The following is a 14,991-nucleotide window of genomic DNA, read 5'->3' as shown; positions in this document are numbered from 1 at the left end:
ATTGACACGCCCAAATATTTAAAATACATATAATCACCATGCGAAAGGTTACATTACGATCTTGAATATTGTGTAATTAATCTAAAATTCAGGACTGATCATTGTAATGCTGCTTAAAGAATATCTGACCATACCCAGGCTAAAACCCCTAGCACAACAAGCGAAGTAAAGCCCATGCAGATCAAAGAACCCATCACCGTTTTGCTGGTGGAGGATAACGTTGGCGATGCCCGTTTGGTTCGGGAAATGTTGCGGGAAATGAATGCTACGCAGATAAAGCTGCTCCATGTAGTTAATCTGGAAGAGTGCCAGGTTTGCCTCGCCAAGCACCGTAACCCTTCTGACCAAGAGAAGACAACGCCTTGTGTGGGGGTAATTTTGTTGGATTTGTCGTTACCGGATGGCAACGGGTTAGAAACGGTGATGCGAGTCCGCAGTGCGGCACCAGACATCCCGATTGTAGTCATGTCAGGACTAACTGATGAAGCGATCGCCCTCAAAGCTTTGCAAGAAGGAGCGCAAGATTATCTTGTAAAAGGTTATACAGACGGTCATGGGTTGATCCGTGCCGTAAGCTATGCCATTGAAAGACAGCGGATGCAACTACGACTCCAACAAACTCAGCAAGCGTTGCAACACCAGCTGGAACGGGAAGCCTTAATAAACCGCATTACCACCGCCCTGAATTCCAATCTCGATCCTCAATTTGTCGTGCAGGAAATTGTCCGGCAAACTCTCGAACCGATGGGCGGCGATTTCTGCATGGTAGCCCGCGACTTGCCTGAATCAAAACAATTTTTGATTGAAGCTGAATATTGGTCTGATTTGTCAGAGGGCGACCAAAGGCGAAATTTCCTGGCTTGGCAGGGAAAAACCCTGCTCTTTGAAGGTTGGGAAACGGTGAGGGACGATTTACTACAAAATCGTCCGGTGACAATTCAAAATGAAAAAATAAAAATAAAAAATGCGGAAATTTTGAATGGTGAATCTTTAGTTTTGAATATTCCCGCTGTCTTGATGGCTCCGATTTTTGTTAGGAACCAATACTACGGCAATCTAGTTGTCGGGTATATTCAGGGGGGAAATTCATTTAGTAACTCACAAATCCAGCTGCTGCAACAACTGGCACAGCAGACAGCGATCGCTCTTTACAATGCGCGAGAGCTAGAGCAGTTAGAACACCTCGTGCAAGAGCGCACCCAGCAGCTAGGACGGGAAAAAGCCCTACTAGAGGCAATCCTCAATTCAATTCAAGAGGGGATTGTTGTCAGTCAACCTGATGGTCAGGCATTGATGTTTAATCCGGCAGCGACGCAGATATATGGACTTGAGGGACAAGTTAAAAAACCTAGCTCTAAGACAGGATTAGCACCTCACTTCACTGACTATGTAGCTAAATTACAAATTCGCAATCCTGATGGTTCCTGTCCAACTGTTGAGGAACTACCTATCAGTAGAGCAATTCGAGGAGAAATTTTTACCAATCACGAGCTAATTGTAGATTGTCCGAATGGGGAACAGAAGTGGGTGAGTCTTTCTGGATCGACTATCTTTGATGAAGCTGGGAAAGTTTTACTGGCGGTGAATACAACGCGAGACATCACCAAAGGCAAACAGGCAGAGGAAGCACTGCGAGAATCAGAAACCAAATTTCGCACACTTTATGAATCAACCAGCGCCGCAGTCATGCTGCTGGATGAAAGAGGATTTCTCGATTGCAACAGCGCCACACTACAGCTATTAGGTTGCGCTGACTTAGAGGAGTTTCGTGGCAAACATCTCAGCGAATTTTCGCCACCGACTCAACCTGATGGTAACGACTCTTTTAGCCTTGCTTGCGATCGCATAGCCACTGCTTTAAAAGAAGGCAGCTGTCGTTTTGATTGGATTCATCGGCGTAAAGATGGCACAGATTGCCCTACAGAAGTGATGTTGAGTGCAATCGAGTTGGGGAACCGGAAAGTGCTACAAGCGGTAGTGTATGACATCAGCGATCGCATCCAAACAGAACTCGAATTGCGTCAAGCGTATGATGCAGCTGAAGCTGGAAGTCGCGCAAAAAGTGAATTTTTGGCAACAATCAGCCACGAACTGCGGACACCCCTCAACTCCATATTGGGACTGTCTAACCTCCTGCTACAAGAAATATTTGGCACTCTCAATCAAAAACAAAAAGAATACGCTGCCTGCATTCATAGCAGCGGCGAACATCTCTTGGCGCTGATTAACGATATTCTTGACCTTTCTAAAGTCGAAGCGGGCAAAGAACAACTCACTTTAACCTCGGTGAACGTCGAGAATTTGTGCGAATACGCAGTAACAATTATGCGAGAGCAAGCCTTAGAAAGAGGACTGCAACTCACCTGCGAAATTGAGCCAAATGTTAATATCTGCGTAGCCGATGAGCGGCGTTTGAAGCAGATGTTGCTGAATTTGCTGTCTAATGCGATTAAGTTCACACCAACAGGATCAGTAAACTTAATTGTACAAAAGCACCCTGAAGGCATGGCATTTACCGTAACAGATACGGGCATCGGTATTGCCCCAGAAAAGCTGCCGTTATTGTTTCAGCCATTTCGTCAATTGGACAGCGGACTAAACCGACAGTTTACAGGCACGGGTTTGGGGTTATCTCTGACTCGCGGTTTAGCCCGACTTCATGGCGGAGATGTGAGAGTTTCTTCAACGCTAGGAAAAGGCAGTACATTTACCATTGATATACCCGATTTGGGCAGTGATTCTTCATCTGTCATAAATTATCAATCATCAGTCATCAGTCATGAATCATCAAGTAATGGACAAAAGCTTAGAAGTAATGAGCAAGGAAAAATTTTGATTGTAGAAAATGATAAAAACAGCGGGATGCTGTTGAATGACTATCTAAAATCGATTGGTTATACAGTAGAAATTTTAATAGATGGTGCAAATTTTATCAGCAGGGTGCGAACATTCAAGCCTCATCTGATTTTGTTAGATTTCAATTTAACAGGTGGTATTAGTGGGTTGGAGCTGCTGACACAATTGCGGCAGGAACCGGAGATAGCAGAACTGCCTGTGGTGATAGTGACAGCTATGGCGATGGCAGATGATAAAGAGCGTTGTCTAAATGCCGGTGCTGACGATTATCTTAGCAAGCCAGTTGGTGTCCAACAACTGGAGTTAATTTTAATGCGTTATTTCTAAAAAGGTAAAAGGAAAAAAAGTTATATGTTTTTTCCTTTTACCTTCTAATTTCCTGAACGATGTGCCAAGCTTTTAAGAAATTGCCCTGCATGAGTGCTGCAACGCCGCTTAAGGCTTTAATTTCGAGTAGGTTAGGGTTGAGTGCCACAGCTGGCTTCAGCACGTTTTGAGCCTTTTTGGGATGCCATTCGTACAGATGGACAAAGGCAAGATAAGCATAAGCATAGGGATTTTCAGAGTCTAGTCGCACCACTCGTTCCAGGGATGCGATCGCGTCTTTAGCTTGTCGCTTCAAAACCCTTGACAAAGCCAGCGCATATGCCAAATCTCGGTTTGGTTCCCGTTGCAGTCGATACTCCAAAGCCAACTGCGCTTGCACCAGATAGTCTTGAATCGGGTCATACTGATTAATCCGCCCAGTTTCCGCAAAAATTTGCTCTAGGGCGGCTGTCCCTTGGGGTAAAGTAGCCGCTAAAGTCCGCAACTGAGTCCCCAAATCCAACTCAGGCGCAGGTGTAGCAGCAACAGCAGCGTCAATCTTGAGAGTCACTGGCGGAACCTGTATGGGGTAAGTTTCACCAGTTTTTCGGTTCAGGTATGTCGCCTCCAGGGTGTAAATCCCAGCAGATGTATCAGCTTTTGGCAGCATTGCCGTCTGTTCAATGACTCGAAAACCTTTAGCTAATAATTTATCCGGCAGAATTTCTGGATATAAATTTCCCATCCCAATAGCGCGATCGTGCAACCATTGAGATGTTGGATTTTCCGTCTTCTCTTCGCTTCGCCAAGTTAGCAACACGATGCCCGATTGCAACTGTTCCCAGGAACCAGTCCACTCGTAGGTTACAGGCACAGGCAACCCAGGGGGAGCAACTTCTGGTACTTTTACATTTACTAACTTGACTTTATTTTGTGGTTCCGATAGCGGTTGTACCTGTACGGGTGGCGATTTTTGATGATAAAGTTTCAGACTACTGTTTTCGGATAAATTCCAAGTTTTATGCAGCTGAAAATCTGAACCTTGCTCGACAGTTTGGACAATGGTAGCCTGAGCATCGGGAACAGATCCTTGCTTGCCAGTTTTAGTTAGGAACCAGGAAAGCGATCGCGCATCTTGAGCTACTTGCTTCTTTCTCGTCCCCACCTGTCGCCCGTAAACCTGAAAATTTTGCAACGCCCCATAATAATTAAAATTGTGCTGATTAATATTGGCAGTTGATGGCAATACTCCCAATGTCGAACGCAAATAAGGCTCGGTTTGAATAATTTCTCTAATTACCTGTGGGTGAGGTAATTCTTTTTCTAAATAAACTGGGTGCTGAGCATAGGGACTGAGGGCTTGCGTGAAATTTTTCCATACCGTACCTTCCACAGGAAACCAGTTAAGAAACATCAGCAGCACTGCCAGACTAATCGTTCCCCAACGGATGTAATTCCAACGGCTAACCCATCGGGTCAAACCATAAGCCAGAAATAGCGCAACTACTGGTAAATAAGGCAACACATAGCGAGAATCTTTATTAATATTTAGCGAACAAAGCAAATAAGATCCCATCCAAAAAACAGCCAACCAGCCGATTTTGGATTTATTCTCGTTCCCAAGCTGAGCCTTCTGATTGCTAAATGCTGCACGACCCCAATAAATCAACAATCCTACGATCGGGACTAGCAACAAAGGCCAGGAAACATGATAAGGCAGAATTTTCCAATAATAAGTCCAAGCTTCTAGCGTATTCAGCGCGGGATCTCCTTCTGCGATCGCTGAATCCACCGTCGCCCGCTTCCCCGATGTCAGCATCAGCAACCAATTAGCGCGATACCAGGGAGCAAACACCAACACCGACACCAACAACGAGAAAACCAGCTGAGCTAATCGTCCCCATGCTCGGTGCCGAATTACACCAACACCCACCCACAACAGCGGAGTCAACAGAAAAAACAGCGCCGTCTGCTTCACCATCAACGCCAGCCCCAAAGAAAGCCCAAACACCGCCGCCCAAAACCACTCTCTTCTCTGCGTCCTCTGCGCCTCTGCGGTTCCAATACACCGCCACACCGTCAGGCAATAAAAACTCAACGCCACAACAGCCGTCAGCGGAAAATCCAGCAGAAAATCCAGACGATATCGATAAAGACCCGGTAACAACTGGCACAACCCAGCCGCCCATAAACCAACTTCAACGCTAAACAGCTGCACACCCAAACCATATACAGAAGCCAGCAGAACCGCGCTAAATAGCAGATTCACCAACGTGGCACTATCTGGCCCCGTCCCAAAGAGATTCTGAACTATAGCCGTAGCAATATAGGTGAAAGGCGGCACTTTTGAGGAAAGTTGCCAAAAACTCTCCCACCATCCCCCAGAAAACCACCGGGGATGTTGTAGAGCTTTCCAGTAATTTAAAGAGCCTGTCAAGTAATCTGCCTGATCCCAGGATGGCACCGAACGGTCAAGGGCAAACCAAATGCGATCGCATAGCGCCCCAACCAGCCAAATTATCCCCAGAACCAGTAGTGGATTAAACCGAGTGCGTTTATCTTTATCAGTCACAAAATCCAGATGCAACCTAATTTAGGTACTCAATTTTTTCTGTTTCTGTCGAATCCATTTTCCATTGGCCGTTTCTTTTCTTCAGTATATTTATTGATGTTAACTTATTATTCCTAAACTCAGGGCCTTTCAGCTTCGTAGTTGTCTGAATCATCCTTACCCTTGCTTCATTAGCAGATATACGAATAAACTCCAGACTATTCAGTTCATATTTTAAGTCATAGGTTTTGTAAACTTGCATTAATAATTCTTTAGTGAGTTCATAACCCGGAGATTGTTTATCAACCGTATCCATATAACCTACTATATCTTTCTCATTTAAAGCCTTGAATTGTTTATTGACCAACTCTCTTATTGCCTGCCTATCTGAATGATTCTGTTTTGTTTCTGCCAATAACTGCTTTTTAACAAAAGCCTTTTCTGGTAGCTTTTTTATTTTCTGAATATTTAGCTCCTCATACAAAGGAACTTTAGTTTGCTGCTTCTGTAACTGTGTGTTATTTAACCCTACTTGAGGATATCCCGCCAGTAACATTAGCACTGGAACAGCTAAAAAATTTATATCCATAGGTCTTTTTTCCTATATTGAAAAATTCTTCTGGATCAATCTAGATCAAAAAATTCCCCATGTAAATAGCTACTTGCATGGGGAATAAACTTTTTAATCTACACCTTCAATTGGCGCAAAGCCTTGGCGTTGGATATTTTCCGTGATTACGCGAGGTTCGAGGAATTGCAGCAAGTAGTCGGGGCCGCCAGCCTTGGAACCAACACCGGAAAGCTTGAAGCCGCCGAAGGGTTGCCTTGAGACAATCGCGCCAGTTATGCCACGATTAATGTAAAGGTTGCCAACTTCAAACTCAGCTTGCGCTTGTTCAATGTGGGAAGGTGTGCGGGAATACAAGCCGCCAGTCAGGGCAAAGTTGGTGTTATTGGCAACTGCGATCGCTTCCTGAAAATTCTTCACCCGCATTACTGCCACAACTGGCCCAAAAATTTCTTCTTGGACAATTGTCGCCTCTGGCGGTACTTCCGTAAAAATCGTAGGGCCGACAAAATAGCCGTTATCGGGGGAAGGCATTTCTAAAGCAAGTTTGGCTTCGGCGCGGCCTTTCTCGATATAGTCACGAATCCGGGCTTGAGCTGTCGCATCAATCACCGGGCCTACTTGCGTACTGGGCAAGTGGGCTTCCCCAACGTTGAGACTTCGCGTTGCTTCCACCAAACGCGCCACAAAAGCCTCATAAACTGGTTCCAGCACAATTACCCGCGAACAAGCTGAACACTTCTGTCCGCTGTAACCAAAAGCTGAATACACCACACCCGCAACAGCTTGGTCTAAATCGGCACTTTCGTCTACGATGATGCCATTCTTGCCGCCCATCTCGGCAATTACCCGCTTCAGGTGTTTCTGCCCTGGTTGTAAAATCGCAGCATCAGCGTAGATCCGACAACCAACTTCTTGAGATCCAGTAAAGGCAATCAGGTGAACGTCGGGATGCTTCACCATGTAAGCACCAGCTTGGGAACCTCTCCCCGGTACGTATTGAAACACGCCCTTCGGTATTCCCGCCTCAACCAGGATTTCCGTAATTTTGGCAGCAATTACAGAAGATGTTTCCGCAGGCTTGAGTAAAGTACAATTTCCCGTAACAAGCGCCGCCACCGCCATCCCTGTCGCGATCGCTATCGGGAAATTCCAAGGCGAAATCACCACCGTCACGCCTCGCGGCTGATAAATATAACGGTTGGTTTCTCCAGCAATATCGTACTTATACCCTTCATCCAGGCGTTCCATTTCGTCGGCGTAGTAGCGACAAAAGTCAATCGCCTCCGAAACTTCCCCATCAGCTTCTCTTACCGCCTTGCCAACTTCCAAGACCACCCAAGCTGATAATTCGGCGCGACGCAGTTCCATCAAATCTGCTGCTTTCCGCAACACTCCAGCCCGCTGTCTGACTGGTGTCTTCCGCCAACCGGGGAATGCTGCTTTTGCCGCTTGAATCGCTTGTTCTGCCTGTTCTATGCTAATCAGTCCGACTTTGCCAATGATTTCGCTGGGATTTGACGGGTTGACAGAATCAACTGTTTCTGCTGTGTTTACATATTCGCCATTAATCAACGGCAAATAAGTTTTACCCAGTTGTGGGCGCACAGTAGCATAAGCTTGTTGCGATCGCGCTCTCGCCTCAATTTCAGCATAATCTGTATCAGCTGCATTCGGGAACGCTCCGTTTGTCCCTCCTCCCCCGTTGACGGCGGAGTTAGAAGGAGTAGGCGGTGCTAACAATTCTTCTACTGGACGTTCTTCCAGATTTTGGCGTAAAAATGAACTATTAGCCGTATTTTCCAGCAAACGGCGAATTAAATAAGCCATTCCCGGCAGCAAATCCCCATAAGGACAATAAACTCGCACTCGATAGCCTTTATCAACTAAAGATTTTGCAAGTTTATCGCCCATACCGTAGAGGACTTGCATTTCAAAGCGACGGCGGGGAACTTTGAGAGTTTCGGCGATTGCGATCGCCCGTGCTTGCGATCGCACGTTATGGCTGCCAATTGCCGAATAAAGATACTCGTGATTTTCCAGCAGCAGTTGGGTAATCTTCTCAAAATTGGCATCAGTTGCCGCTTTGTCGCTGTAAACTGGCACAGGCCAATCCTTCTGCATCGATTTGATTGTCTCCTGATCCCAGTACGCGCCCTTCACCAAGCGCACCGTCAGGGGATAACCGCGTTCTTTTAGCCAGGGAATCAAATCTTTTACATCTTGTTCGCTGTCCCGCAGATACGCCTGAATTGTCATCCCGACATCGGTACGACTGCGAAACTCATCTTCCAGCAACAATTTTTTCAGGATAGACAGAGTAATGTCTTTGTAAGCATACTGTTCCATATCGAAGTGAACAGCAGCGCCCAACTGTGCAGCGCGACGTAATAGGAGGCGGATGCGATCGCTTACTCGCTCCTCACTTCCTTTAGCATCTAACGGGTCAAACTGCGAGTAAAACGCCGTTAACTTAACAGATACTTGTACCTTTGGTAAATCTTCCCCATCTGCCTTGTCAATTGCCTCCACAGTTGACCACGACTTAGCCGCATCCGTCAACTGCTCCATCAATTCCAAATAACGGTCAAGATAAGACTGCGCCTCAGCTTCTGTAATCACCGCCTCGCCCAAAAGGTCGATGGTAAAAGCCATTTTTTGCTTCCGCAAACTCTCGACCGTCTTAATTACCTGCTTAATATTTTCTCCAGCAATGTACTTATGCGCCAAAGTTTCAACCGCTGTATTCACAGTTGTCGCCGCAACAGTACCAGGCATAGAATCTGGAGAAGCAAAGTTGAGCATCCCCTTGAGAGCAGTTGGTAGTTCAACCGACTCATCCCCCAGATATTCCTGCAAGTGACGCGCAACTTCTGGTTTGCTACGCAGTGCTGGCAAAGTATCAATGAAGCGAAACAGCTGCACCCGCAAACCAGGGCTAGCCATCGCCCAAGCAAGTAATTTATCATCCCAGCGCATTTGGTCGCGCATTTGGGCAAAAAAGGATTTATTTTCTCTAGTTGCTATCAACAGCTGTTTGGCAATTTCTTGGGTTTTTAATTCGTAACTGCTATCAGAAGATATTTGTACAACCACAGCTGGCAGACTCCTAATTCAAGACATAGCTTCACCTTGGGAAGCCTCTATCTTTTATTTTCTCGGTTTATTGCGTCATTGGCAGCAAATTTAGTTAGTTGTCAGTTGTCGATTGTCAATGACTCATAACTAATGACGCTTAACTGATGAAATATAGAGTTTCTTAATTGGGTGGAATATATTGCGGTTCTAAAGTTGCCGCCACCTTGGTTGGGACAATGCCATGCCCCAACAGATGTGATCGCACCCAACCCTTTAATTGCTACAACAGACTACTCTAGCGGGTTTACCATACGACCCACGAATAGAATGCTCTCAGAGCGATTATCTCGAATCAAAAACAGAAACGGATGATCTGCCCGAAACTGCCCAGATCCGCCCCTCGCCATTAAAACACCTGTAGTCGCAGCTGCCTCAGTCCCCAACTCATTCACATCCACAAAAGTTTTGTGAATTACTTTCGATATCGAAAGTTCTTTCTTGGGGCTGATACCAGAGAAATCGGCTGTTTTACTGAAAGCGATCTCCATTCCCATGCTTGAGAGTACATCGCTCAGCTCAATCGCTGAATCTACCTTGAACTTGGGTAGCCAAATCTTAACATTGCCCCCCTCTCGAACCGACGATAACCACTTCTGGAGGTTTTCTGGCGTTAGCTGCTGCTCTAGTTGTGTCACCCCATTAGCTTTTTTCGGCAAGAGAATTACCATAGATATATCCGAATCAGCATAGGGCAGCTCCAAGAGTTGCAGCTCCTCTAAATCTGCAAAGGGAACCGCCGCTTCTTGGTACATCATCGGCACCTTGACTTGCTGAGTTGCCGTGACACTGAATGCTTCCTGTTTGGTATCTTTCGGGCTAAACTGACTTGCCCAAGCGCCCTTAAAGTAGATGGCGTTTGTCAGTACCAGCTTCGTATTCGAGGTGAGAATGCTCTGTTCAATCAGGTTTTCGATCTTGTTTTGGGTCTTTTTTGCCACCCAGCTATTGATAGTGCGACGAGCCTGTTCAGTAGCACCAGCGAAGTCTACCTGCTCTAACCCCGCCCCATAGTTATTCTGGCTAGTTTTGAGGAAGGCATCGCTAAAGCCGTATCCCTTCTGACCCCAAAGCCGATTGGCAATGCTTAGTTGATACCCCTGGGGGTTACTAGAGATCAGTCTAGCTATGAGCGTGGCAAAACTCGAATGCAGGTTTTCTGGCTCCTTAGTGAAGTGGAGAACCTTAGCCATCTCCGTTGCCGTTGGGCCCCTAGCTCCGGCGTAGGTCATAGCTAGTGCTGTTGAGATGCTGTAGGGAGAGAAAAATAAATTCCCTTGTTGATTACGCAGCTTGTTATATAAGTCGAAGGCAAAGGCGTTGTTACCCTCTACCACAGTATTTACCTCAGCAGACAGCTCTCTTGTAGCTTGATTTGCACTTTCCGATGCGTTTTGTCCGATTATTATGGGAGTCCGAGGCTGAGGGCGAAGCTTTAAGGGCAGGGTAGCGGTAGCATCTGCATTGCCAGAGGAGGTTTTATTCCTCAGAGGGATACCAGGCTCACAAGCCAAAGCGGAACCACCCAAAGCGGTCGTCAAACCTACTAAAGCGGCGGTAAAACCCGCGATGATCTGTTTCATGCTGCTTTCATGCAAAATGCCATATCAGTGCTTTGGAGAATGTAGCAGATGCTTATAGTTAACCTAGCCTAACCTATCTTTCATCCCACTAAACATCTGCCACAGAAGTTTGAAACCCCTGCTGCAAGCTGTTTATACACCTTTGTTGGTTTTGATTGATTTAAAATATGTAACTCAAAACTTAAAACGGATATTTCCTTTCTAAGGTGAGTAGGCTTGAGCAACAAGGAGCGGTTTCTCATGTCAAGGTAGGCTGGAGACGAGCCTTTGCTTGCGAACCGGAGGTAGATGCTATTCCCAAGATATGGCTCAAGTCTTAGAATTTAACAACCCACCATAGAAATAGTGGGAGATGATTTCAAAGCGAGCGATCGCACTTCCAAATCATCGCAAACCTTAGTGAGAGCAGTCAGTCATCGAATTGATGATAGCTGACTCAAGTGGCGTATCCCTATAGAAATTAAACCCTGATTTTACTTCTTTGGAAGCCGCCGATATTCTCAATGTATCACGCCTATTTCCGATCGAGTTGCATACGGACAGAACTTTATTCTACCTTTATTTTAGCCCTGCTTTCTGTGAAAATGGCTTAATTTCTCTCTTGCCTGAGTTTGATGCTTTCCCTAAACCACAAAAATAGATTCAATTTAAGCTAAAAAATAAGGTTGCAAAAAACGGTTTTTCTACTTCATTTTTATGCTTGCTGTAAAAGTCAAGCAGGCTTATTAACCGCCTGAATATTATTCTACACCTTGAACCAATCTCCAGCTTTTTTTAGCTACTCTACCAAAAAAAAGGCTTGCCACCAGCAAGCCTTTTTTACTTCTTCGTTCGCGCTATGGAGCGCGAACGCTAATGTGTCTTTACGGTGCTTTTCCTAAAGTTGCTTCACCTCAGCAACCAGCTTCGCAACCACATCCCGCGCACCACCAAAAAGCATCATGGTTTTGTCTTTGTAGAAAAGCTCATTATCCACACCAGCAAAACCCGCACTCATCCCCCGCTTAATCACAATCGTGTGCTTCGCCTTATCTACTTCCAAAATCGGCATTCCGTAGATAGGACTTGCAGAATCGTGACGAGCAGATGGATTTACTACATCATTTGCCCCAATAACTAAGGCAACATCAGTCTGCTCAAACTGGGGGTTAATATCATCCATGTCGTACAGCTGCGGATAAGGCACATTCGCCTCTGCCAATAGCACGTTCATGTGTCCAGGCATCCGCCCAGCAACTGGGTGAATCGCATACTTCACCTCAACGCCCAGCTTTTCCAAGCCGTCAGCTAATTCGCGGACAGCGTGCTGCGCTTGCGCCACAGCCATACCGTAACCGGGAACAATCACGACAGAACGAGCATAGCCCAACATCATCGCCCCTTCTTCTGGATCAACAGTGCGGACAGATTTATCGCCCCCTGCTGCTGCACCAGTACCGCCAGATGCGCCAGCTTTGCCAAAGGCACCGAATAGTACGCTTGGTAAAGAGCGGTTCATCGCCTTACACATAATCTCGGTAAGGATTAATCCAGATGCGCCCACCAAGGCACCAGCGATGATCAACATATTGTTCATCACCACAAAACCTGCGGCGGCTGCTGCTACTCCGGATAGGGAGTTCAACAGGGAGATTACTACTGGCATATCGCCGCCGCCGATAGGAATAACGAACAGCACGCCCAAGAGTAAGGAGATACCAACCATGCCCACGAATACGGGCAGGTTTTGCGGATCGATTAGCAGATAGGCGGTGGCAACAAAAAAGCCTGCCAAAAGGAGAGCATTAATTGGTTGCTGCAAGGGAAATGTAATTGGGCTACCGCTGATGAGTCCTTGCAATTTGGCAAAGGCAACCATACTGCCAGTGAAGGTGACACCACCGATAAACACACTACTGATGATCGAGATGTTGGCATCGATGGGTATGGCTTGATGTCCCACTAACCGCCCAAATTCTGCCACAGCAACGAGGGCAGATGCAGCACCTCCTAATCCGTTGAGTAAACCGACCATTTGGGGCATATCGGTCATTTCTACTTTATAGGCTGCGATCGCTCCCAACACGGAACCAATCAGCAAACCCACCAAAATCATCTGGTAGTTCAGCACTTGCCGATCCAGCAGCGTTGCCACCACCGCCAGCAGCATCCCTACAGCTGCCCATAAGTTGCCTTGACGAGCTGTTGCTGGCGAACCCAGTTTTTTCAAGCCCAGAATGAATAAAGATGCTGCGACTAAATAAGTCAGTTGTATTCCAGTTGGCAGAAAATCGGTCATATCAGTTGTTAGTTGTTACTTGAATGATTGCTAATTGCTAATTGCTAATTGTTTTTTTCCATTAGCTAGCCGCTTTTTTCTTGAACATTTGCAACATCCGATCTGTCACCAAGAAACCACCTACAACGTTAATGCTTGCCAGCACCACGGCTATCAAGCCCAAAATGACGCTGAGATTTGTATCGCGCTCTCCAGAGACGAGCAGCGCCCCAATCACGGCAATTCCAGAAATCGCATTTGCCCCAGACATGAGGGGAGTATGGAGCGTTGGCGGTACTTTGTTGATAATTTCAAATCCAGTAAAAGATGCCAACACAAACACGAACAAAGCGGCAATCAATGCTTCTGTCATCAGTTCCCAAATCCTTTCATTAAACTCACATCTTGCACGAGTCTCAATAAGAGGCTCTAGCCTCTATATTCTGGTTCCCAGCCTGGGACTGGGAACCAGAAATTCCTTGTTCCCAGTCCCCATTACTATGCGTTGACTGTTATTTGAGCGATCGCATCCTTTACCCGTTGATTGCGAATCTCTCCAGCATGGGCGACACAAGTGCTGTTGGTGATGTCATCTTCAAAATTCAACTGCAATGTACCGTCTTTAATCAGGTATTGCACCAAAGTCAAAACGTTTTTGGAATACATTTGACTGGCGTTAACTGGCAGAGATGAAGGTAAATTAATCGGCCCAATAATCGTCACGCCGTTGCGCTGGACATCTTTTCCTGCTTGGGTACAAGCACAGTTTCCGCCTTGGTCGGCTGCTAAATCTACAATTACCGAACCAGGCTTCATTCGAGCTACCATTTCCTCAGTCACAAGTATGGGTGCTTTTCTACCCGGTACTTGGGCGGTGGTGATTACCACATCCGACTGGGCGACGTGTTCGGCTACGACTTCCTGAGTCCGCTGCTTGGATGCTTCAGAAACTTCTTTAGCATAGCCTCCAGGCGCCACAGTCTCTTCTTCCAGTTTGACTTCGACGAATTTGGCTCCCAAGCTTTGTACTTCTTCCTTCACCGCTGGGCGAATATCAAAAGCTTCTACTACAGCGCCAAGTCGTCTAGCAGTAGCGATCGCTTGCAGTCCCGCCACACCTGCGCCCATCACAAACACCTTCGCTGGTGCGATTGTACCTGCTGCTGTCGTCAACATTGGGAAAAACTTCGGCAAAGCCGCCGCCGCAATCAATACTGCCTTATAACCTGCCACCCCCGCCTGAGACGACAAAGCATCCATGCTTTGCGCCCTACTGGTGCGGGGAATCATCTCCATACTGAAAGCTGTTACTTTCTGCTCGGCTAAACGTTGCACCAATGTTGGATTCCCTAGAGGATTGAGAAACCCAACCAAGGCGCTTCCTTCCTTCATCTGGTGAACTTCATGCAATGCAGGCGGATTAACTTTTAGTAGAACATCTGCCTCACCCCACAAAGCCGCTGTATCGCCGACAATCTTTGCTCCGGCTGCTTCATAGGCTTCATTAGAGAAAAATGCCTGCTCGCCAGCACCCGCCTCTACCCATACTTCTAAACCCTGTTTTACCAACTTGCCTACAGTGTCAGGCACCAGAGCAACGCGATGTTCACCAACTTCAACTTCTTTAGCAACCGATATTCTCATGAATTCTCCCAATCAATTTTTCCCGCCCTTTGGAATCCTATGTTAATTCTTAAATCCCAATCCGTATCTTTAATTTTGTCTTATGAATTTG

8 protein-coding genes are annotated in these 14,991 nt (G+C 46.4%); 1 reads left to right on the top strand and 7 read right to left on the bottom strand.

What is annotated here, in order from left to right:
• Nucleotides 1–174 precede the first annotated feature (174 nt).
• Entirely contained in the window at nucleotides 175–3,183 is a 3,009-nt protein-coding gene (locus H6F66_RS24145) for a response regulator (RefSeq protein ID WP_190426673.1), read from the top strand.
• A 37-nt stretch (nucleotides 3,184–3,220) separates the two neighbouring features.
• On the opposite strand, the gene H6F66_RS24140 is transcribed toward H6F66_RS24145, so the two are convergent.
• The 7 genes from H6F66_RS24140 to H6F66_RS24110 all read right to left on the bottom strand — a co-directional run bounded on the left by H6F66_RS24140 (nucleotide 3,221) and on the right by H6F66_RS24110 (nucleotide 14,900).
• A complete protein-coding gene (locus tag H6F66_RS24140) occupies nucleotides 3,221–5,734 on the bottom strand; it encodes a glycosyltransferase family 39 protein (protein ID WP_190426670.1) in 2,514 nt (837 codons plus the stop codon).
• Nucleotides 5,735–5,750: 16 nt separating this feature from the next.
• Nucleotides 5,751–6,302 carry a nuclear transport factor 2 family protein gene (locus H6F66_RS24135; protein ID WP_190426658.1) on the bottom strand — a complete coding sequence of 184 codons (552 nt, stop codon included), beginning with the start codon at nucleotides 6,300–6,302 and terminating at the stop codon, nucleotides 5,751–5,753.
• A gap of 93 nt (nucleotides 6,303–6,395) precedes the next feature.
• Nucleotides 6,396–9,377, bottom strand: coding sequence for an L-glutamate gamma-semialdehyde dehydrogenase (gene pruA / locus H6F66_RS24130; protein ID WP_190426656.1), 2,982 nt, complete (start codon nucleotides 9,375–9,377; stop codon nucleotides 6,396–6,398).
• A 272-nt stretch (nucleotides 9,378–9,649) separates the two neighbouring features.
• Nucleotides 9,650–10,999 (bottom strand): serpin family protein, encoded by a 1,350-nt coding sequence (locus H6F66_RS24125; RefSeq protein ID WP_190426652.1) that lies wholly within the window; start codon nucleotides 10,997–10,999, stop codon nucleotides 9,650–9,652.
• An 877-nt stretch (nucleotides 11,000–11,876) separates the two neighbouring features.
• Nucleotides 11,877–13,277, bottom strand: coding sequence for an NAD(P)(+) transhydrogenase (Re/Si-specific) subunit beta (locus tag H6F66_RS24120; protein ID WP_190426648.1), 1,401 nt, complete (start codon nucleotides 13,275–13,277; stop codon nucleotides 11,877–11,879).
• A gap of 61 nt (nucleotides 13,278–13,338) precedes the next feature.
• A complete protein-coding gene (locus H6F66_RS24115; protein ID WP_190426646.1) occupies nucleotides 13,339–13,629 on the bottom strand; it encodes an NAD(P) transhydrogenase subunit alpha in 291 nt (96 codons plus the stop codon).
• Nucleotides 13,630–13,754: 125 nt separating this feature from the next.
• Nucleotides 13,755–14,900, bottom strand: a complete 1,146-nt coding sequence (locus tag H6F66_RS24110; RefSeq protein WP_190426644.1) for a Re/Si-specific NAD(P)(+) transhydrogenase subunit alpha — start codon at nucleotides 14,898–14,900, stop codon at nucleotides 13,755–13,757.
• Between the last annotated feature and the right edge of the window lie 91 nt (nucleotides 14,901–14,991).

The organism is Trichocoleus sp. FACHB-6 (assembly GCF_014695815.1).
GTDB lineage: Bacteria > Cyanobacteriota > Cyanobacteriia > Cyanobacteriales > FACHB-T130 > Funiculus > Funiculus sociatus.
The sequence above is the reverse complement of the archived record's forward strand: the minus strand, read 5'-3'. Positions and strand labels throughout refer to the sequence as shown.

What these genes read in the sequence shown, in the direction of transcription:
- H6F66_RS24125 (WP_190426652.1), bottom strand. Translation starts at nt 10,999, where the DNA reads ATGAAACAGATCATCGCGGGTTTTACCGCCGCTTTAGTAGGTTTGACG.
- H6F66_RS24135 (WP_190426658.1), bottom strand. Translation starts at nt 6,302, where the DNA reads ATGGATATAAATTTTTTAGCTGTTCCAGTGCTAATGTTACTGGCGGGA.
- H6F66_RS24120 (WP_190426648.1), bottom strand. Translation starts at nt 13,277, where the DNA reads ATGACCGATTTTCTGCCAACTGGAATACAACTGACTTATTTAGTCGCA.
- H6F66_RS24115 (WP_190426646.1), bottom strand. Translation starts at nt 13,629, where the DNA reads ATGACAGAAGCATTGATTGCCGCTTTGTTCGTGTTTGTGTTGGCATCT.
- H6F66_RS24145 (WP_190426673.1), top strand. Translation starts at nt 175, where the DNA reads ATGCAGATCAAAGAACCCATCACCGTTTTGCTGGTGGAGGATAACGTT.
- H6F66_RS24110 (WP_190426644.1), bottom strand. Translation starts at nt 14,900, where the DNA reads ATGAGAATATCGGTTGCTAAAGAAGTTGAAGTTGGTGAACATCGCGTT.